The organism is Stenotrophomonas sp. GW821-FHT01H02A (genome assembly GCF_059422145.1).
Window position 1 is genome coordinate 152,051 of the sequence record NZ_JBWKWI010000005.1, and the last position, 19,838, is coordinate 171,888.

The following is a 19,838-nucleotide window of genomic DNA, read 5'->3' on the forward strand; positions in this document are numbered from 1 at the left end:
AAATATTTCTATTGAGAAATATATTTTTTGGAAGAGAATGCTCACCCATGATCTGCCCTGATGCCAATCCTCCCAGCTTCGGACTCCTGCTGCGCCAAGTGCGCGATGGCCTGGTCCGTCAGCTAGACACGTCGATGGCCGAGGAAAACCTCGGCATTGGCTTCACCCACTACCTCGGCCTGAAGGTGCTCGCGGCGCGTGCCCCGTGTACCGCCAACGAGTTGGCCCAGGCCCTGGACCAGGTGCCGAGCGCGGTGACCCGCCTGCTGGACAAGCTGGAAGCACTGGACTGCGTCCGGCGCGAACCGCATGCCCAGGATCGGCGGGCACTGCAGATCGTGCTGACCGAGCCGGGCCGCCAGTTGTGGGCCCGCCTCAAACAGCGGGGCGACCAGACCATCGACGATGCCATGCGTGATCTGTCTCCGGACGAACGCGCGCAGCTGCTTTCCCTCATGACCCGTGTACGCGACTCACTGGTAACGCCATGACTTCCATGTTTGAACGCTCTTATTCACTGCGCCCGCTGCGGCCGGTGCTGGTCTCCGCGTTGGCGCTTGCGCTGGCCGCGTGTGCCAGCAGCCGTGGCCTGGAGCCGCAGGGCCGCCTGCTCGACGCCGACAGCCTGCAGACCCAGCGCACCCTGGCCGCCAACGGCCTGAGCCAGCCCGGCTGGCCGGCCACCGACTGGTGGCGCGCGCTGGGCGACCCCCAGCTCGACGCCCTGATCGCCGAAGGCCTGCAGCGCAATCCCGGCCTGGACGCGGCCGATGCGCGGCTGCGCCAGGCCCGTGCCCAGATCGGCACCGCGCGTGCCGCGCGCCTGCCCAGCCTGTCCGCTTCCGGTGGCTACACCGGCGTGCGCCTGCCCGAATCGATGGTCGGCGACGAACTGGGTGGCAGCTATGCCGGCAGTGGCCAGGCCTACTTGAGCTTCAGCTACGGCATCGACCTGTGGGGCGGCAAGCGCGCGGCCTGGGAAGCGGCCGTGGACAGCGGCCATGCTGCCGAAGTGGACGCCCAGGCCGCGCGCCTGAACCTCTCCGCCGCCATCGCCGAGGCCTACGCGCAGCTGGGCTACGCGTGGAAGCTGCATGACGTGGCCAGCGAAGAACTGGCGCGTTCGCAGAAGACCCTGGCGCTGACCCGCCAGCGTCGGGCCGCCGGTATCGACAGCGACCTGCAGACCCGCCAGGCCGAAGCGCGCATTCCGGCCGCGCAGCAGCAGCAGCAGGCCGCGCAGCAGCAGATCGACGAAGCGCGCACCGCGCTCGCCGCGCTGGTCGGGCAGGGCCCGGACCGCGGCCTGCAGATCGAGCGCCCGCAGGTGCTGAACCCGCTGGCGCTGCAGCTGCCCGGCGTGCTGCCCAGTGAACTGCTCGGCCGCCGCCCGGACATTGTCGCTGCGCGCTGGCGCGTGGAAGCGGCCAACCGCCAGATCCATGCGGCCAAGGCCGAGTTCTACCCCAGCCTCAACCTGACCGCGCTCGGCGGCGTGGTCTCCAGTGAAGTGGACCAGCTGCTCAAGAGCGGCTCGACGTTCGCCTTCCTCGGCCCGGCGCTGAGCCTGCCGATCTTTGACGGCGGCCGCCTGCGCGCCAACCTGGGCAAGACCGACGCGCAGTACGACCTGGCCGTGGCCGATTACAACCAGTCGGTGGTCAACGCGCTGCGTGACGTCGCCGACCAGGTCAACGCGGTGCGTTCGCTGGCCGACCAGGCCAGTGCCCAGGCCCAAGCCGTCAGCACCGCGCGCGCCGCCCATGATCTGGCCGAGCAGCGCTACCGCGCCGGCATCGGCAGCTACCTGGACGTGCTCAGTGTCGAAGAGCAGTTGCTGGTCTCCCAGCAGCGGCTGGCCGATCTGCAGTCGCGCCAGATCCTTGTTTCGGTTCGCCTGAGCCAGGCGTTGGGCGGTGGCTTCACCCCGACCAGCGATGCCGCCACGGTCGCCGCCACCCCCGAATCCTCGCATTCCTGAGAGTCATCCCCATGAGTCAGACCTCCGCTCCCGCTGCCGAGAAGGCAGCTCCCTCCCGTCGCGGCAAGCTGCTGCGCGGCCTGCTGGTCATCGTGGTGCTGCTGCTGGCCGCGCTGGCCCTGTGGTACTTCATGTTCGGCCGCTGGTTCGAAGAAACCGACGATGCCTACGTGCAGGGCAACCAGGTCCAGATCACCCCGCTGATCAGCGGCACCGTGGTCGGGATCAATGCCGATGACGGCATGCGCGTCGAGCGCGGCCAGCTGCTGGTCCAGCTGGATCCGGCCGATACCGAAGTCGCCCTGCAGCAGGCCGAAGCCAACCTCGCCAAGACGGTCCGCCAGGTGCGCGGTCTGTACCGCAGCGTGGAAGGTGCCCAAGCCGAATTGAACGCGCGCCAGGTCACGCTCAAGCGCGTGCGCGAAGACTTCAACCGCCGTAAGGATCTGGCCAGCACCGGCGCGATCTCCAACGAAGAACTGGCGCATGCCCGCACCGAACTGGCCGCTGCCGAAGCAGCCGTGGCTGGCTCGCGCGAAACCTTCGAGCGCAGCAATGCGCTGGTCGATGACACCGTGATCGCCACCCAGCCGGACGTGCAGGCCGCTGCCGCGCAGCTGCGCCAGGCGTACCTCAACAATGCCCGCGCCGGCATCGTCGCACCGGTCACCGGTTACGTGGCACGTCGTTCGGTGCAGGTCGGCCAGCGCGTGCAGCCGGGCAATGCGCTGATGGCCGTGGTGCCGACCGAGCAGATGTGGGTGGAAGCGAACTTCAAGGAAACCCAGCTGCGCCACATGCGCCTGGGCCAGGAAGTGGAACTGCGCTCGGACCTGTACGGCGGCGACGTCAAGTACAAGGGCCGCATCGACAGCCTCGGCCTGGGCACCGGTTCGGCGTTCTCGCTGCTGCCGGCGCAGAACGCCAGCGGCAACTGGATCAAGATCGTGCAGCGCGTGCCGGTGCGGATCGCCATCGACGCCAAGCAGCTGGCCGAGCATCCGCTGCGCATCGGTCTGTCGATCAAGGCCGAAGTGAGCCTGCGTGACCAGAAGGGCACCGTGCTGCCGACCGAAACCGCCAAGGGCCAGGTGTTCGATACCGACGTCTACGCCAAGCAGCTGCACAGCGCCGACGACGTGATCCACCAGATCATCCAGAGCAACCTGCCGCAGCAGGCCAAGGCGAGCTGAGGCCACCATGTCCGCACAAGCTCCCGCCGCGCCGGGCGCCCCCGCGGCGCCAGGCACGGCCTTCCGGCCGGCCAACGTCGCCCTGTGTACCGCAGGGCTGGCGATGGCCTCGTTCATGCAGGTCCTGGACACCACCATCGCCAACGTCTCGTTGCCGACCATCGCCGGTAACCTCGGCGCCAGTTCGCAGCAGGCCACCTGGGTCATCACCTCGTTCGCGGTCAGCACCGCGATCGCGCTGCCGCTGACCGGTTACCTCAGCCGCCGCTTCGGCGAGACCAAGCTGTTCGTATGGGCCACGCTGGCCTTCACCCTGGCCTCGCTGCTGTGCGGGCTGGCCCAGAGCATGGGCATGCTGGTGGTGTCGCGTGCGATCCAGGGCTTCGTCGCCGGCCCGATGTACCCGATCACCCAGAGCCTGCTGGTCTCGCTGTATCCGCGTGAGAAACGCGGGCAGGCGCTCGCGTTGCTGGCAATGATCACCGTGGTCGCGCCGATCGCCGGCCCGATCCTCGGGGGCTGGATCACCGACAACTACAGTTGGGAATGGATCTTCCTGATCAACGTGCCGCTCGGCATTTTCGCCGCGCTGGTGGTGGGCAACCAGCTCAAGGGTCGCCCGGAACACGTTGAAAAGCCGAAGATGGATTACGTCGGCCTGATCACCCTGGTGATCGGCGTGGGCGCGCTGCAGCTGGTGCTCGACCTGGGCAACGACGAAGACTGGTTCAGTTCGACCAAGATCATCGTGCTGGCCTGTGTGTCGGTGGTGGCGTTGGCGGTGTTCCTGATCTGGGAACTGACCGACAAGGATCCCATCGTCGACCTGCGCCTGTTCCGGCACCGCAACTTCCGCGCCGGTACGCTGGCGATGGTGGTGGCCTACGCGGCGTTCTTCAGCGTGGCCTTGTTGATTCCGCAGTGGTTGCAGCGTGACATGGGCTACACCGCGATCTGGGCCGGTCTGGCGACCGCGCCGATCGGCGTGCTGCCGGTGATCATGACGCCGTTCGTGGGCAAGTACGCCTCGCGGTTCGACATGCGCATGTTGGCCACGATCGCCTTCATCTTCCTGTCCTTCACCAGCTTCCTGCGCTCGGGTTTCAACCTGCAGGTGGACTTCGGCCACGTGGCCGGCATCCAGCTGATCATGGGCATCGGCGTGGCGCTGTTCTTCATGCCGGTGCTGCAGATCCTGCTGTCGGATCTGGACGGTCGCGAGATCGCCGCAGGCTCCGGCCTGGCCACCTTCCTGCGCACGCTGGGCGGCAGCTTTGCCGCCTCGCTGACCACGTGGTTGTGGGCACGCCGGACCCAGGAACACCACGCGCATCTGACCGAGCACATCTCCGGCTATACCCCGGGCATGCAGGACCAGGTGACCGCGATGGGGCAGGGCGACCTGCAGCATGGTGCGGCCGCGCTCAACAACATGATCAACCACCAGGCGTCGCAGATGGGCTTCAACGACATCTTCTTCCTGTTGGGCTGGATCTTCCTGGCGATCATCGCCTTCCTGTGGCTGGCCAAGCCGCCATTCGGTGCAGGCGCGGGTGCTGCCTCGGCCGGTGGGCATTGAGGACCTGATACGGTGAAACGAAAAACCCCGCTGAAAGGCGGGGTTTTTTTGTGGTTCCTGGCCAGCGTGGAATGTGTTCCGTGCGGTGCCGGGCGCGGCGGCCAGAAACGAAAAAACCCGCTTGCGCGGGTTTGATCATTTTCCGAGTCATGGTGCCCAGGAGAGGACTCGAACCTCCACGAAGTTGCCCCCGCTAGCACCTGAAGCTAGTGCGTCTACCAATTCCGCCACCTGGGCGACTCAGGAGGAGAATTCTGCGGGAGAACGCTGATTGTGTCAACAGGATCGCGTGGGAATTTTTTCGTCAGTTGCCGGTCGTCGCGTCACCGTACGATTGATGCCACGGACATCGTCGGTTGCGCGCTGACGGCGGGCGGGCCGCGCATTGACGGAGCCCGGAAACGAAAAAACCCGCTTGCGCGGGTTTGATCATTTTCCGAGTCATGGTGCCCAGGAGAGGACTCGAACCTCCACGGAGTTGCCCCCGCTAGCACCTGAAGCTAGTGCGTCTACCAATTCCGCCACCTGGGCGACTCAGGAGGAGAATTCTGCGGGAGATCCGGAATTGTGTCAACAGGATTTCGCAGAAAATTTCATTTGAAGTGCGATGCAGCGTCATCTCGATCCATGCCGCGCGATTCGTGCGTTGCATGACGCGCAGAAACGAAAAAACCCGCTTGCGCGGGTTTGATCATTTTCCGAGTCATGGTGCCCAGGAGAGGACTCGAACCTCCACGAAGTTGCCCCCGCTAGCACCTGAAGCTAGTGCGTCTACCAATTCCGCCACCTGGGCGACTCAGGGGGCGAATTCTGGGCATGTCCGGGAGGCTTGTCAACGGTTTTGTGAAATTTCTTCACAATCCTGCACGGGCGTGGCGCTGACCGGTTCTGCACACCCGCAGCGGTTACTATTGAGGTCAATGAAACCAAAGAAACCGACCCAGGGCGCGAAAGCCCCCAAGTCCCCGGCGCCCAAGAAGGCAGCCGGTCCGTCGGGCAAGCCCCGCGCTGCCGCCAAGAAGGCCGGCAAGCTGCCACCCTGGATGCCCGAATCCCTGAACACCCCCGAGCCGCCGCGTGGCAACAAGCGGGGCCCCAAGCCCGCTCACGCGGGGCCGATCCCGACCCGCCGCCGCCCGCATCCGACCCCGCTGGACGGTGAGGTCCAGCTGGATCCCTTCGCCGCCCGCGAGGCCGAACGTTATGCGCAGCCGATCGCCAGCCGCGAGGCGATCCTGCAGCTGCTCGACCGCTGCGATGGCCCGCAGACCGCCGAAGAGATCGCCATCCACCTCGGCCTGACCGAGCCGGACCGTGCCGATGCGCTGGGCAAGCGCCTGGGCGCGATGTGCCGTGATGGCCAGCTGGTGCAGAACCGCCGTGGCGGTTTCGCGCCGCTGCAGGCGGTCAACCTGATCACCGGCGTGGTGATCGCCAACCCGGAAGGGTTCGGCTTCCTGCGCCCGGTCGAAGGCGGCGACGATCTGTTCCTGCCGCCGTTCGAAATGCGCAAGGTGCTGCATGGCGACCGCGTGCTGGTGAACGTGACCGGCATCGATCGTCGTGGTCGCCGCGAGGCGAGCATTTCGCGTGTGCTCGAGCGCGGCATGAGCCGCCTGATCGGCCGTTTCAGCGTCGAGTTCGGCATCAACTACGTGGTGCCCGATGACAAGCGCGTGCAGCGCAACGTGCAGATCCCGCCCGACCAGACCGGCGATGCCCGCGATGGTCAGCTGGTGGTCTGCGAGCTGACCCAGGCGCCGGACACCCGCCGTCCCCCGATCGGCCGCATCATCGCCGTGCTCGGCGACAAGCTGACCGCTTCGCTGGTGGTGGAAACCGCCATCCACGGCCACGAACTGCCGTTCGAGTTCCCGGCCGAGGTGCTGGCTGAAGCCACCGCGGTGCCGATGGTGGTCACCCCGGAACAGATCGGCCACCGCGAAGACCTGCGCAACACACCGCTGGTCACCATCGATGGCGAGGATGCCAAGGATTTCGACGACGCGGTCTACTGCGAACCCAATGCCGAGGGTTTCCGCCTGGTCGTGGCGATCGCCGATGTGTCCAACTACGTGCGTCCCGGTACGCCGCTGGATGATGAAGCGCAGAAGCGCGCGACCTCGGTCTACTTCCCGGGGTTCGTGGTGCCGATGCTGCCGGAAACGCTGTCCAACGGCATCTGCTCGCTGATGCCCAAGGTCGACCGGATGTGCTTCGTCTGCGACATGCAGGTGAACCGCGAGGGCGAGGTGATCCATTCGCGCTTCTACGAAGCGGTGATGAACTCGCATGCGCGCCTGACCTACAACCAGGTCTGGGAAGCGGTGGGTGAGAACGACCCGGCCGCGCGCAAGGCGATCGGTCCGCTGATGCCGCAGGTCGATCGCCTGTACCAGCTGTATCACGTGCTGGCCAAGGCCCGTACCCGCCGCGGTGCGATCGAGTTTGAAACCTCTGAAGTACGCTTCGTGCTGGACAACACCGGCGAAGTCACCCAGGCCGGGATGATGGTGCGCAACGATGCGCACAAGCTGATCGAAGAATGCATGATCGCGGCCAACGTGCAGGCTGCGCGCTACCTGCTGGCCAAGCACGTACCGGCGCCGTTCCGTGACCATGAGCGCCCGCCGGAATCCAAGTACGCCGATCTGCTCGAGTTCCTCAAGGAATTCAAGCTGAGCCTGCCGCCGTGGTCGAAGGTGCAGCCGGCCGATTTCACCAAGCTGCTCAAGAAGGTGCGCGACCGCCCGGACGCGGCCCTGCTGGAGTCGGTGCTGCTGCGCAGCCAGAGCCTGGCGGTGTATTCGCCGGACAATCTGGGCCACTTCGGCCTGGCACTGGATGCGTACGCGCACTTCACCTCGCCGATCCGCCGCTACCCCGATCTGCTGGTGCACCGTGCGATCAAGCACGCGCTCAGCGGCGCGGCGCCGGAGAAGTTCACCTACTCGCCGCGCGAGATGGCGGCACTGGCCCTGCAGTGCTCCGAGCGTGCGCGTCGTGCCGACGAAGCCGAGCGCGAAGTCGACGAGCGCTACCGCGCCGCGTGGATGGAAAAGCACGTCGGTGGCCAGTTCGACGGCGTGATCAGTGGCGTGACCAGCTTCGGCCTGTTCGTGGAACTGGACGAATCCAAGGTCAATGGCCTGGTCCACGTGACCCAGCTGCCGCACGACTATTACCAGTTCGACGCGGTGCGCAAGACGCTCAACGGCGAGCGCCGCGGCAAGATCTACCGTCTCGGTGACCGGGTACGGATCCTGGTGCTCAAGGCCAGCATGGAAGAGCGCAAGATCGACTTCCGCCTGGTTGAAGTGAAGGACGATGCGCTGCCCGAGCTGCCGCGACGCGGCCAGCCGGCCAAGCGTCAGAAGCAGAAGTATTGATCGACGCGCACCGGCCCACGGCCGGTACGCGGTAGTGCCGACCGTCGGTCGGCACACCGTCCACCCGCCCCCGTGGGTGGACATGGTGTTTCCCACGGACCCCGTCGGAGCGATCCCATGCCGTCCCTCCCCGAATACAGCGGCGGCTGCCAGTGCGGTGCGATCCGCTTCCACGTGGTGGGTGAGTTGGCCCACAGCTCGATCTGCCATTGCCGGATGTGCCAGAAGGCCTTCGGCGCGTACTACGCTCCCCTGGTGTCGGTGCGTGGCAGCGAGTTCCGCTGGACCCGCGGTGAGCCCCGGCGTTTCCAGTCCTCCAACATGGTCCAGCGCGGCTTCTGCGCCGACTGTGGTACCCCGCTGACCTACGAAGCCCCGGATGGGGTGGCGATCGCGGCTGGCGCTTTCGACGAACCCGCCCGCCTGCCGCCGACGATCCAGTACGGGATCGAGGCCAAGCTGCCGTTCGTGGACCGGCTGGGCGCACTCAGCGCGCTGCGCAGCGAGGAAGATGCCGAGGCCGGGGAGTTCCTGCTGCATATCGTTTCCCACCAGCATCCGGACCACGACACCACGGACTGGCCGCCGGGCTGAAGGCCGGCCGTGAACGCCCCCCGTGAACGCCCGGCAGGGCAGGGTGGGCCTTGATGCTCTACCATTACCAACCCCTTTACCGGTCCCGCCCCCCGCAATGAGCAAGCAAAGCCAGTGGATCGTCGGCGTCAACGCCGTCGCCTCCTCGATCGAGAATGATGCCGAGAACGTCCGCGAGGTCCTCATCGAGGCCGGTGCGAAGAACCCGCGTCTGACCGAGATCGAGGAAAACGCACGCCGCAAGGGCATCGACGTGCGCAAGGTGAACACCCAGGCGCTGGACGGTGTGGGCGGTTCGGTGCGTCACCAAGGCGTGGCGGCGCGCTACCAGGCCGCGCGGACCTGGGGCGAGAACGAGCTGGAAGGGCTGGTCGAAGCGGCCGAGGGCAAGGCCCTGCTGCTGATCCTTGATGAAGTCCAGGATCCACATAATCTCGGCGCCTGCCTGCGCAGCGCGGCGGCCGCCGGTGCCACGGCGGTGATCATTCCCAAGGACAAGTCGGCCTCGGTCAACGCGACCGTGCGCAAGACCTCGGCCGGTGCGGCCGACCGTATTCCGGTGGTGCAGGTGACCAACCTTTCGCGCTGCCTGAAGGACCTGCAGAAGCTGGGCGTGTGGATCTACGGCCTGGCCGGTGAAGCCACCGAGTCGCTGTACGCGATCGACCTCAAGGGCAACGTGGCGCTGGTGCTGGGCGGCGAAGCCGACGGTCTGCGTCGTCTGACCCGCGAAAACTGCGATGGCCTGGTCAAGATTCCGATGCCGGGCGATATCGAGAGCCTGAACGTCTCCGTCGCCACCGGCGTGAGCCTGTTCGAAGCCGTCCGCCAGCGCGGCCTGTAATCCCCACGCGGGGGGTAGAGCCGACCGTTGGTCGGCTGCCGTCCTGCCGCGTAGAGCAGCCGACCAACGGTCGGCTCTACCCCCCGCCGTCAGCCCGCGCTGCCGCCCAATGCCTTGAACAGCGTGACATCGTTGATCAACTGGCGCTGCCTCACCGACGCTAGCGACAGCTCCGCATCACGCCGGGTCTGCTGCGCTTCCAGCCAGGTGCGCAGGTCGGTGGCACCGACCCGGTAGCGCACCTCGTACATCCGCTCGATCTCCACCGCTTCGTCGTAGGACGCCTGCGAGGCCGCCACCTGCGTGGCGAACTGCGTGCGCGCCGAGAGGGCGTTGTCCACTTCCGACAGCGCGGTGTACAGCGTGCGGCGGAAGCCGTTGGCAGCGATCTGGTAATCGGTGCCGGCCAGGCGGGTATTCAACTGCGCCTGGCGCACATTGAGGAACGGCAGCGACACCCCTGCGCCCAGTGTGGCCACCGGATTCTTCAGCACGTCCGACAGCGAGGTGGCGCCGGTGCCGACGCTGCCGGTGAGGCTCAGCGCGGGGTAGTACTGCGTCGCGGTGACCTTGATCGCCTTCAGACTGTTGCGCAGGCGCAACTCGGCGGCGCGCAGGTCCGGGCGGCGGCCGAGCAGGTCGGCCGGCAGGCCTTCGGCGATCACCGGGCTGCCCACGCGCTCCAGCTGCTGCGGTTCGTCGGCCGCCGCCAGTGGCTGGCCGTCCAACAGCACGCTCAGTGCGTTGCGCGCGGCGACACGCTGCTGCTCCAGCGCACTCTGCGCGGCGCGCTGTGCCTCCAGGCTCTGCACGGCCTGGCGCACGTCCAGCCGCGAGACCGCACCGGCATCGAAGCGGGCCTGGACCAGCTCACGAGTGCGCTGCAGACGGTCCAGATTGGCCTGGCCGGCGGTGATCGACTGATTGAGGAACGCCAGCGTCCAGTACTGCGTGGCCACGTCGCTGATCACCAACAGCGCCGTGTTCTGCAGGTCTTCCTGGCTGGCCTGGGCTTCCCACTGGGCGATGTCGCGCTGGGCGCGCAGGCGGCCCCACAGGTCGATCTCCCACTGCAGGGACACGCCCGCCGAGCTGCTGCGGTTCCAGTCCGCGCTCTGGTCGATCGGTCGGTTGCCACTGCTGCTGACGCTGCCCGAGGGCTGTGGCCACAGCGCGTTGTCGGCGAGGCCGGCCTGCAGGCGCGCGCGCTGCACGGCCAGCCCGGCCGAGGCCAGGTCGGTGTTGGCGGCCAGGGCGCGATCGATCACGCGATCCAGGCCGGGGTCACCGAACTGGGTCCACCAGGCATCGCTGCGGACATCCGTGGCGGCGGCATGGGGCTGTGCGGTGACCGCTTCGGTGGGGGTGTTCAAGGTGGCATCGCCACGCCCATAGGTGGCCGGGACCGTCGGTGCATCGACCTGATAGCGGCCGGTGCTGACGCAGCCGGACAACACCAGCGCGGTCACGCAGGCAAGGGCCAGCGGGCGCAGCGGAACCGAGTGCAGCAGAGCAGGAGAAATCTTCATTCGCGCGCCAGCGCCTCCACGGGATCAAGTTGGGCGGCATTGCGGGCCGGCAGGAAACCAAACGCCACGCCGATCAGGCTGGAGCAGGCAAAGGCCGCCACGATGGAGGCGGTCGAGAACAGCATCTGGAAGTCCGGCGCGAACCTGCCGAACAGCCAACCGACCACCAGTGACAGGCCGACGCCGAGCAGGCCGCCGAGCAGGCAGACCAGCACCGCCTCGATCAGGAACTGCTGGCGGATGTCGCTCTGCCGCGCGCCGACGGCCATGCGCACGCCGATCTCGCGGGTGCGTTCGGTCACCGACACCAGCATGATGTTCATCACGCCGATGCCGCCGACCAGCAGCGCGATCGCGGCGATCGCACTGATCAGCAGGGTCATCGTGCGGGTGGTCTGCTCGATGGTCTGGCGGATCTCGGCGCTGTTGCTGAGGAAGAAATCCTCGGTGCCGTGGCGCATGATCAGCAGCTTGGAAATCGCGGCCTGCGCGGCATCCATCGGGGTGGCATCGTCCACGCGCACGGTGATGCTGGAGACATGGCTCTGGCCCAGCATGCGGGACATCACCGTGGTGTACGGCACCCATACGCTCAAGCTCGTGCTGCCGCCGAAACCGAAGCTCTGTCGCTGCGCCACCCCGACCACGCGCACCGGCACGTTGCCGAGCAGGATCACCTGGCCGACCGGGTTTTCGCCATTCGGGAAGAACTGGGTGCGGGTGTTCTCATCGATGATCGCCACCTGGGCGAGGCTGCGCACCGCGTCGGTATCGAAGAAGCTGCCGGCCAGCAGGGTCAAGCCCTTGACCCGGAAGAACTGCTCGCCCACCCCGTTGACCTGTGCGGTGGCCGACTGGTTGCGGTAACGCGCGGTCACCGAGGAGGACACGCTGGGCGTCGCACTGTCAATGTAGCTCTGCCGGCCGAGCGCGTCCGCGTCGCTGGCCTTGAGGGTCTGCACCCGGGCCGAGCGCATGTCGCCGAAGCCACGGCCGGGATACACATCGATGGTGTTGGTGCCCAGTGCGCTGATGTTCTGCAGGATCTGCTGCTGGGAGCCGTTGCCCATCGCCACCACCGAGACCACCGAGGCGATGCCGATGATGATGCCGAGCATGGTCAGGAAGGTGCGCAGCCGGTGGGCGTTCATCGCCAGCAACGCCATCCGGAACGCTTCGGTGAAGCGGTCGCGCGCGGCCCGCCAGCTGTGGCCTTTGCCCGCAGCGACGGTGGGCTGGCGCTGCGCACGGTAGCTGGGTGCATTCGGATTGGTGCGGTCGGCGATGATCTCGCCATCGCGGATCTCGATGATGCGCTGGGCGTGTTCGGCCACGCTCATGTCGTGGGTCACGATGATGATGGTGTGGCCCTCGGCATGCAGTTCGCCGAGGATGCCCATGACTTCCTCTCCGGACTTCGTATCGAGCGCCCCGGTCGGTTCATCGGCCAGGATCACCTCGCCACCGTTCATCAGCGCCCGTGCGATCGACACGCGCTGCTGCTGGCCACCGGAAAGCTGGCCCGGCTTGTGGTTCATGCGGTCGCCCAGGCCGAGTCGCTGCAGCAGCTGTTCGGCACGCGCGGTGCGCACCGGGCCGGGGCTGCCGGCATACACGGCGGGCACGGCGACATTGGCGCGCGCGTCCAGATCGCCGAGCAGGTGATAGCGCTGGAAGATGAAGCCGAAATGCTCACGGCGCAGTTCGGCCAGTTCGTCCGGCTCCATGCGGCCGGTTTCGCGGCCGGCGACCTGGTAGCTGCCGCGAGTGGGGCGGTCCAGGCAGCCCAGGATGTTCATCAGCGTGGACTTGCCCGAACCGGACTGGCCGACGATGGCCACCATCTCGCCGGCGGCGATGTCCAGGTTGACATCGCGCAGCACCGCGATGGTGTCATCGCCCGCCGGGAACTCGCGGCGCAGGTCACGCAGCCGAAGCAGCGGCGTGACCGTCGAGGCGCTGCTCATCGGCGCGGCCCGCCCATGCCGGGGCCGCCGATCCGCACCGCGCCGCCGCCACGGTTGCCGCCGCCGGTGCCCTGCAGGCCGCCGCCTTCGCCGACGATGACCTTGTCGCCCTCCGCCAGCCCGGACAGCACTTCGGCATTGGCGCCGTTGTTGATGCCGATCTTGACCTTGCGCGGCGCCGGCATGCCATCGGCATCGGCCACGCGCACCATGTACTGCCCGTCTCGGGTCTTCGGGCCCAGCGCGACTGCCGGGATGATCAGCACGTCCTTGGCCTGCTTGAGCATCACCGACACCTGCGCGGTCATGTCGATGCGCAGCGTGCCGTCCGGGTTTTCCACGTCGAACAACGCGTTGTAATACACCGCGGTGCTGGAACTGGAACTGGACGAACTGGAGCTGCTCGAGCTGTCGTTGGCGATCGAGGAGGGCGCCGGATTGATCTGGCGCAGCGTGGCGTGGAATCTGCGGTCCGGCTCACCCAGCGTGGTGAAGTACACCGGCATGCCGGCCTTGATCTTGACCACGTCCGCTTCGGAGACCTCGGCGTTGACCGTGACCAGGTCCAGCCGGGCCAGCATCACGATGGTCGGTGCGGTCTGGTTCGCGTTGACGGTGCGGCCCTCTTCGGCGACCACCGCCACCACGGTGCCGTCCATCGGTGCGGTGATGCGGGTGTAGGCCAGGTTGGCGCGGGCGGTGCCGAGCTCGGTCTCGCGGCCCTTGATCTGCGCATCGAAGGACTGGATCTGGGCACGTGCGGTCCTGAGCTGGGCGTCGGCCGCGTCGAACTCGGCGCGCGAGGTGGCCTCGGCAGCCAGCATCTGCTGCTGGCGCGCGAACTCGAGCTCGGCTTCGCGCAGGCTGGCCTGCTGCACCGCGCGCTGTGCCTTGACCTGGTCGAGCGAGGCCTGCGCGTTGAGGACCTGGTTCTGCTGGGTGGTCGCGTCGATCTCGGCGATCAGGTCGCCCTCCTTGACGGTATCGCCCAGCTGGACCTTCAGCGATTTGATCTGGCCGGAGGCCTGCGCACCCACGCTGACCAGCTTGTAGGCGTCGATCACGCCGGTGGCTTCCACGGTCTGTTCAATGTCGCCGCGGCTTACCGGAGAGGTGGCCAGGGTGGGCGCGGCCGGCTTGCGCAGCATCCATGCCACAATCGCAGCGACCAGGACGAGGGCCACGAGCAGCAGCAGGAGGCGGGCACGACGGGTTCTGGGCAAACGGGGCTTCACGATGATCGTCAACTCGGCAGGCCGGTGCATCGGCGTTGTCAGCATTGTGAAGATCGTTCACCGTCGGCTCAATGCTCGCCGTGTACCAAGATGTATCGATGCGGCGCACCACGCATTTCGTTGTGTATCCGCATCACCCTTTGAAACAGACGTACGCAAACCAGGAGATGCGGTTCAGCTCCCGACAGGGGATGATCGCCGCATGGAGACTGCCAACAGCATGCATAGACTGCTGATCGTCGATGACGACAACGATATCCGCCACCTGCTCGCCGAGCAGCTCGGCCGCGCCGGTTACCTGGTCAGCACCGCCAGCGATGGCCAGGGCATGCGCCAGCTGCTGGAGCGCGAGCACGTGGACCTGATCGTGCTCGACCTCAATCTGCCGCGCGAAGACGGCCTGACCCTGTGCCGCGATCTGCGCGCGCGCTCGAGCACGCCGGTGATCATGCTGACCGCACGCAGCGAGCCGATCGACCGGGTACTGGGCCTGGAGATGGGCGCCGACGATTACCTGGCCAAGCCGTTCGAACCGCGCGAACTGCTGGCGCGCATTCGTAACGTACTGCGCCGCACCGAAGCCCTGCCGGCCAACCTGGAGCCGCTGGCGATCCGCCGCGCGCGTTTCTCCAGCTGGGTGTTCGATCTGGAACATCGCCACCTGGTCGATCCGGATGGTCGCGTGGTGGTGCTGTCCGGAGCCGAGTTCCGCCTGCTGCGCGTTTTCGTCGGACACGCCAACAAGGTGTTGTCGCGCGAGCAGCTTGTCTCGTTGAGCAGCGGCCGCAATTACGAGTCACAGGACCGCGCGATCGACCTGCAGGTCAGCCGGCTGCGCAACAAGCTCGCCGATGATGGCGGCAGCGATGGCCTGATCAAGACCGTACGCAACGAAGGCTACGTGCTCGCGGCGGCGGTCACCCTGGAATGAACCGCGTGCGCCGCTTCTTTTCCTCGATGGTGGGGCGGTTGTTCGTCATCCTGCTGCTGGGCATGAGCGTGGCCGCGATCGGCGCGACCATGCTGGCCAGCACCAAGCGCCAGCAGGAATTCGAACGGCAGAACCTCAACCGCATCGCCGACCGCCTGCAGGGGTTCGTGAACCTGCTCGATGGCAATCCGGAACTGCGCCAGCGCCTGCTCACCAGCGGTGGGCCGAGTGTGCGGCAGCTCCCGGAGGGCGCGCGCATCGGCCGGCCCGATGCCGCGTTGATGGAGATCCTGGACGACCGGCCCGGGCCGGTGGCGAGCAGCCAGGTGGCGTTCACCTCGTTCCGCTCCTGTCTGCCGCGGCTGCCGGAGCTGCTGCCGCCGCCGCGCGACAAGGACAAGATGCGGCACCCGCCACGCGAGCGCGATCCAGCCTTCATCCCACCCAAGTGCCGGGTGGTGACCCTGCAGCTGACCGACGGCACGCCGTTGCGGCTGGCGCTGGATTCCCCGGCGGTCGCACACAATGGCGTGCTTGCCGTGGACCCGCTGTTCCTGACCCTGCTGGTGGTGGCGATCGCGATCCTGGCGTACATCGTGGCGCGGATGGCCAGTGCGCCGCTGCAACGTCTGGCCGCCGCCGCCGCCGCGCTCGGCGACGACCTGCAGGGTGCGCCCATGCCGGTCACCGGTCCGCTGGAAGTCCGCCGCGCCGCGGAGGCCTTCAACGCGATGCAGAAGCGCCTGCAGCGTCACCTGGGCGAGCGTACCCAGATGCTGGCCGCGATCACCCACGACCTGCAGACCCCGGTGACGCGCCTGCGCCTGCGGTTGGAAAACGTCAGCGACGAGGCCCTGCGCGAACGCCTGATCGGCGACCTCGGCGCGATGCAGGCACTGATCCGCGAAGGCCTGGAGCTGGCCCGCAGTGCCGAGAGCGCCGAGCAGCGTGCCGCACTGGACCTGGATTCGCTGCTGGAGAGCATCGTCGAGGATGCCGCCGAGGCCGGTGCCGATGTGCAGTTCGCGCAGCCGAGCGGTGCGGTGCTGATGCTGCGCCCGCTGGCGATGCACCGCCTGTTTTCCAACCTGGTCGACAACGCGGTCATGTACGGCCAGGCGGCGCGGGTGCGGGTGGAGCAGATCGGCGACGATGTGGTGGTCCGCATCCGCGACAGTGGCCCGGGCCTGGCCGAGGACGAACTGGAGGCCGTATTCGACCCGTTCGTACGGCTGGAAACCTCGCGCTCGCGCCAGACCGGCGGGGCCGGGCTGGGGCTGACCATCGCCCGCGCGTTGGCCGAGAAGGACGGTGCCAGCCTGCACCTGCGCAACCATCCGCAGGGGGGGCTGGAGGCCATCGTGCGCTGGAGCGCGCCTGCGCGGGCGGCCGCGGGACCTCGCGGCAGCTGACGCGGGCTCCCCCAACACGCCAGGATTTGCCTACTATGGGCATCTCTTTGCAGCGTCTCCCCCATGAGAGCGTACGACTCTGCCAGCCCCCGCGCTGGTGCACGGCCGTTCCCCCCATGCGCACGGCGCCTGCCCAAGGCTGATCCACACGGATGAGCGATCGGGGGGGCAGGAACCGGTGGCGGCCGGCACAACTGAAGTTCCCGGGCATGCCGACGCTGCAGGCGGCCGTGCTGTGGCTGATGCTGTTGTGCGCGGTTCCCTGGTCGCTCTCGGCCCAGGACGGGCCGCCGCCGCTGCGTGACTATGCGATCGATGTATGGACGTCGCGCAACGGGTTGCCGCACAACTCCCTGCGTGACATCGCCCAGACCCCCGAAGGGCATCTGTGGTTCGCCACCTGGGAAGGCCTGGTCCGCTACAACGGCCTGGACTTCACTGTCTTCGACCGCAGCACCACGCCCGGCCTGCGTGACAACGGCGTCGGCGCGCTGTTCGTGGATCGCAGTGGCGGGCTGTGGATCAGTGACTCGCGCGGCAATGTGACCCGGCGCGGCGCGGACGGTCGCTGGCAGGTATGGGAACACCGCGCCGATACGCCACAGGTGCTGATCCAGGCCATGCAGATGGACAGCCACGGACGCCTGTGGTTGCTCTACGAAGGCAATGGCATCGGCAGCCTCGGTGCGGACGGAACCTTCGAGTACTGCAAGCCGCCGGCCGATGTGCCGATGGCGATGAGCTTCACCAAGCTGGTCGTCGATGCGCAGGACCGGGTCTGGGTCGGCACGCTCGACGGGCTGGTGGTGCGTGACACCGATGGCGTGCTGCGCCGCGCGCCGGACAACTGGGGGCTGGGGCGCGGACTGGTCTGGCCATATCGCGCGCCCGACGGGGTGATGTGGGTGGTGGCCGGCGAGCGTATCTACCGGATGCAGGACGGTGTGCCGCTGCTGCTGCACCGCCTGCCGGGCGTGACCCATATCACCGCGATGCTGCAGGACCGCCACGGCGACCTGTGGCTGGGCACCGAGAACCAGGGCCTGCTGCGCTTGTCGCGGCACGGGCTGGAACGGTTGCCGGCCGGGCTGTCGCTGCCTGGCGGGCGCGTGGTCAGCCTGCGCGAGGATGCCGAGGGCAGTATCTGGGTCGGTGCCAACGGCGGCCTGTACCGGTTGCGCGAAACCTTGTTCAGCAGCTTCACCGAGCGCGACGGACTCAGTGGCGACTATGTGCGCACCGTGTTCGAGGACCGCCAACGCCAGCTCTGGATCGGCAGCGCCAGCGGCCTGGACCGGCGCGACCCGCAGGGGCGCTTCAGCCCGGTGCCGCTGCGCAACAATGTCGGCAAGAGTCCGTCGGTGTTGAGCCTGGCACAGGATCGCGAGGGCACGCTGTGGGTAGGTACCTTCGGCGACGGCATTTTCCGGATCAACGACCAGGGCCAGCGCCTGCGCGATTTTGGCAGTGCCGAAGGCCTGCCGGGTGGCAACATCCGCGCGATCAGCATCGATCGTGACGGGGTGGTCTGGGCCGGGACCCAGAAAGGCGTGATCCGCATCGAGGCCGGCAAGGTCGAACAGCCGCCGATCGCGGGGATGCCGACCGGGTTGATCACTGCGTTGGCGCATGACGGCGACGGCGCCCTGTGGATCGGCACCATCGAGGGCATCCGGGTGCTGCGCCGCGACCGCGTGCAGAGCATCGACCTGCAGCCGCTGGGTGGCGGCCGCAGTGTGTTCGGCTTCCAGCAGATCGGCGATGCGATGTGGATCAGCACCGACCGCGGCCTGTACCGCTACCAGGACGGCAAGCTCGCGCGGGTCGGCCTGGAGCAGGGCATGCCGGTGGATACGGTGTTCCAGCTGGTGCCCGACCGGGTCGGCAACGTCTGGATCAGCAGCAACCGCGGCGTGCTGCGCACCGACATGGCGATGCTCAATGCCGTGGCGGACGGGCGCGCCGCACGGGTCGAGGTCGAGCACTACAACGAAATCGACGGCATGGCCAACTCACAGGCCAACGGCAGCTCGGGGCCGTCGGCGATCCTGCGCCAGGACGGCACGTTCTGGGTGGTGACCGCCGGTGGCCTGAGTACGGTGGATCCGCTGCGCCTGCAGCGCTTCCGTGAGCGGCTGGCGCCGCCGGCGGTGATCGAGAACGTGCAGGTCGACGGTGCGCCCCTGCATTGGCAGGGCAGTGATCACAATTCCATTCCTGGTGGCCGCCGCCTGAGCGTGAGCTACGTCGGCCTGAGCTATCTGCTTTCCGAGCGCATTCGTTACCGCACCCGCCTGGATGGCCTGGACAAGGGCTGGATCGAACGTGGCCAGCAGCGCAGCGTGGAGTTCATCGGCCTGCCGCCGGGCGATTACACGCTGCACGTGTCCGCCGCGCATCCGGGCGGTGCCTGGGGCGACAGCGAGGCGGTCTGGGCGTTCACGGTGGAGCCGTTCCTGTGGCAGCGGCACAGCGTGCAGTTGGTCGCTGCGCTGCTGTTGCTGACCGGGCTGGTGGCGCTGTACCGGTATCTGATCAACCGCTACAAGGCCAGCAACGTGCGGCTGGCGCGGATGGTGCAGGAAGCCACGCTGGATCTGCAGACGCAGACGGTGAACCTGCAGGCCTTGAACCTGGAAAAGACCGAACTGGCCGACCGGCTGGCGGTGCAGGCCGAGGCGTTCGAGCGGCAGGCCCGCGAGGACGCCCTGACCGGGCTGCCCAACCGGCGTGCGTTCGATGAAGCGCTGGCGCGCGACTTCGCGCGCTCCCAGCGCAGCCACCATCCCCTGTGCCTGGTGGTGCTGGACATCGACCACTTCAAGGAAGTCAACGACCGCCACAGCCACTCGGTGGGCGACGTGGTGCTGGTGGAAGTGGCGCGTCTGCTGGCAGCGGCCTGCCGCGATTCGGACATGCCGGCGCGTACCGGTGGTGAAGAGTTCGCGCTGCTGCTCAATGACACCCGTCTGGATGAAGCCGCCCAGGTCTGCGCGCGCCTGCGCGGGCTGTTCCATGACCATACGGACTGGGCGGGCATTGCGGGCCTGACGGTGACCTTCAGCGCCGGCCTGGTCGAACTGGATGCCGCCGACCGCACCCCGATGCTGCTCTACCAGCGCGCCGACCGCGCGCTGTACCGGGCCAAGAGTGAAGGACGCGATCGGACCGCCATCGGCTGATG

General features: G+C 67.4%; 13 protein-coding genes and 3 tRNA genes. 10 read left to right on the top strand and 6 right to left on the bottom strand.

Annotation, left to right across the window (positions count from 1 at the left end; genetic code table 11):
• The first annotated feature begins 47 nt into the window (after positions 1–47).
• The 4 genes from AC07WC_RS09580 to AC07WC_RS09595 are packed head-to-tail and all read left to right on the top strand — an operon-like array spanning position 48 to position 4,753.
• Positions 48–491 carry a MarR family winged helix-turn-helix transcriptional regulator gene (locus AC07WC_RS09580; RefSeq protein WP_495209794.1) on the top strand — a complete coding sequence of 148 codons (444 nt, stop codon included), beginning with the start codon at positions 48–50 and terminating at the stop codon, positions 489–491.
• Between the two features lie 5 nt (positions 492–496).
• Positions 497–1,981 carry an efflux transporter outer membrane subunit gene (locus AC07WC_RS09585; RefSeq protein ID WP_495209795.1) on the top strand — a complete coding sequence of 495 codons (1,485 nt, stop codon included), beginning with the start codon at positions 497–499 and terminating at the stop codon, positions 1,979–1,981.
• 11 nt (positions 1,982–1,992) lie between these two features.
• Positions 1,993–3,174 (top strand): multidrug efflux MFS transporter periplasmic adaptor subunit EmrA, encoded by a 1,182-nt coding sequence (emrA, locus tag AC07WC_RS09590; RefSeq protein ID WP_495209796.1) that lies wholly within the window; start codon positions 1,993–1,995, stop codon positions 3,172–3,174.
• Between the two features lie 7 nt (positions 3,175–3,181).
• Positions 3,182–4,753, top strand: a complete 1,572-nt coding sequence (locus AC07WC_RS09595) for a DHA2 family efflux MFS transporter permease subunit (RefSeq protein ID WP_293980395.1) — start codon at positions 3,182–3,184, stop codon at positions 4,751–4,753.
• Between the two features lie 150 nt (positions 4,754–4,903).
• On the opposite strand, the gene AC07WC_RS09600 is transcribed toward AC07WC_RS09595, so the two are convergent.
• The 3 genes from AC07WC_RS09600 to AC07WC_RS09610 all read right to left on the bottom strand — a co-directional run bounded on the left by AC07WC_RS09600 (position 4,904) and on the right by AC07WC_RS09610 (position 5,546).
• Positions 4,904–4,990, bottom strand: a tRNA-Leu gene (locus tag AC07WC_RS09600).
• Positions 4,991–5,197: 207 nt separating this feature from the next.
• Positions 5,198–5,284 (bottom strand) — tRNA-Leu (locus AC07WC_RS09605).
• A gap of 175 nt (positions 5,285–5,459) precedes the next feature.
• Positions 5,460–5,546 (bottom strand) — tRNA-Leu (locus tag AC07WC_RS09610).
• A gap of 127 nt (positions 5,547–5,673) precedes the next feature.
• Here AC07WC_RS09610 and rnr point away from each other — a divergent pair.
• The 3 genes from rnr to rlmB all read left to right on the top strand — a co-directional run bounded on the left by rnr (position 5,674) and on the right by rlmB (position 9,580).
• On the top strand, positions 5,674–8,142 hold the full coding sequence (gene rnr / locus AC07WC_RS09615; RefSeq protein WP_495209797.1) for a ribonuclease R: 2,469 nt from the start codon (positions 5,674–5,676) through the stop codon (positions 8,140–8,142).
• Between the two features lie 117 nt (positions 8,143–8,259).
• Positions 8,260–8,736: a GFA family protein gene (locus tag AC07WC_RS09620; RefSeq protein WP_495209798.1), complete on the top strand. Its 477-nt coding sequence runs from the start codon at positions 8,260–8,262 to the stop codon at positions 8,734–8,736.
• Positions 8,737–8,833: 97 nt separating this feature from the next.
• Positions 8,834–9,580 carry a 23S rRNA (guanosine(2251)-2'-O)-methyltransferase RlmB gene (rlmB, locus tag AC07WC_RS09625; RefSeq protein WP_019184367.1) on the top strand — a complete coding sequence of 249 codons (747 nt, stop codon included), beginning with the start codon at positions 8,834–8,836 and terminating at the stop codon, positions 9,578–9,580.
• 89 nt (positions 9,581–9,669) lie between these two features.
• Here rlmB and AC07WC_RS09630 read toward each other — a convergent pair whose 3' ends face one another.
• Genes AC07WC_RS09630 through AC07WC_RS09640 form a run of 3 tightly spaced genes read right to left on the bottom strand, consistent with a single transcriptional unit; the run spans position 9,670 to position 14,341 of the window.
• Positions 9,670–11,109 carry an efflux transporter outer membrane subunit gene (locus tag AC07WC_RS09630; protein ID WP_495209799.1) on the bottom strand — a complete coding sequence of 480 codons (1,440 nt, stop codon included), beginning with the start codon at positions 11,107–11,109 and terminating at the stop codon, positions 9,670–9,672.
• A complete protein-coding gene (locus AC07WC_RS09635; RefSeq protein ID WP_495209800.1) occupies positions 11,106–13,076 on the bottom strand; it encodes a MacB family efflux pump subunit in 1,971 nt (656 codons plus the stop codon). The genes AC07WC_RS09630 and AC07WC_RS09635 overlap by 4 nt, the downstream gene beginning before the upstream one ends.
• The gene (locus tag AC07WC_RS09640) at positions 13,073–14,341 is read right to left on the bottom strand and encodes an efflux RND transporter periplasmic adaptor subunit (RefSeq protein ID WP_495209940.1); all 1,269 of its coding nucleotides are present in this window, start codon (positions 14,339–14,341) and stop codon (positions 13,073–13,075) included. Before AC07WC_RS09640 ends, AC07WC_RS09635 begins: the two co-directional genes overlap by 4 nt.
• 172 nt (positions 14,342–14,513) lie before the next feature.
• On the opposite strand from AC07WC_RS09640, the gene AC07WC_RS09645 reads away from it, so the two are divergent.
• From AC07WC_RS09645 to AC07WC_RS09655, 3 genes are all read left to right on the top strand, one after another.
• On the top strand, positions 14,514–15,242 hold the full coding sequence (locus AC07WC_RS09645; RefSeq protein ID WP_495209801.1) for a response regulator: 729 nt from the start codon (positions 14,514–14,516) through the stop codon (positions 15,240–15,242).
• A complete protein-coding gene (locus AC07WC_RS09650) occupies positions 15,239–16,654 on the top strand; it encodes an ATP-binding protein (RefSeq protein WP_495209802.1) in 1,416 nt (471 codons plus the stop codon). Before AC07WC_RS09645 ends, AC07WC_RS09650 begins: the two co-directional genes overlap by 4 nt.
• A 209-nt stretch (positions 16,655–16,863) precedes the next feature.
• Entirely contained in the window at positions 16,864–19,836 is a 2,973-nt protein-coding gene (locus AC07WC_RS09655; RefSeq protein ID WP_495209803.1) for a two-component regulator propeller domain-containing protein, read from the top strand.
• The last annotated feature ends 2 nt before the right edge of the window (positions 19,837–19,838 follow it).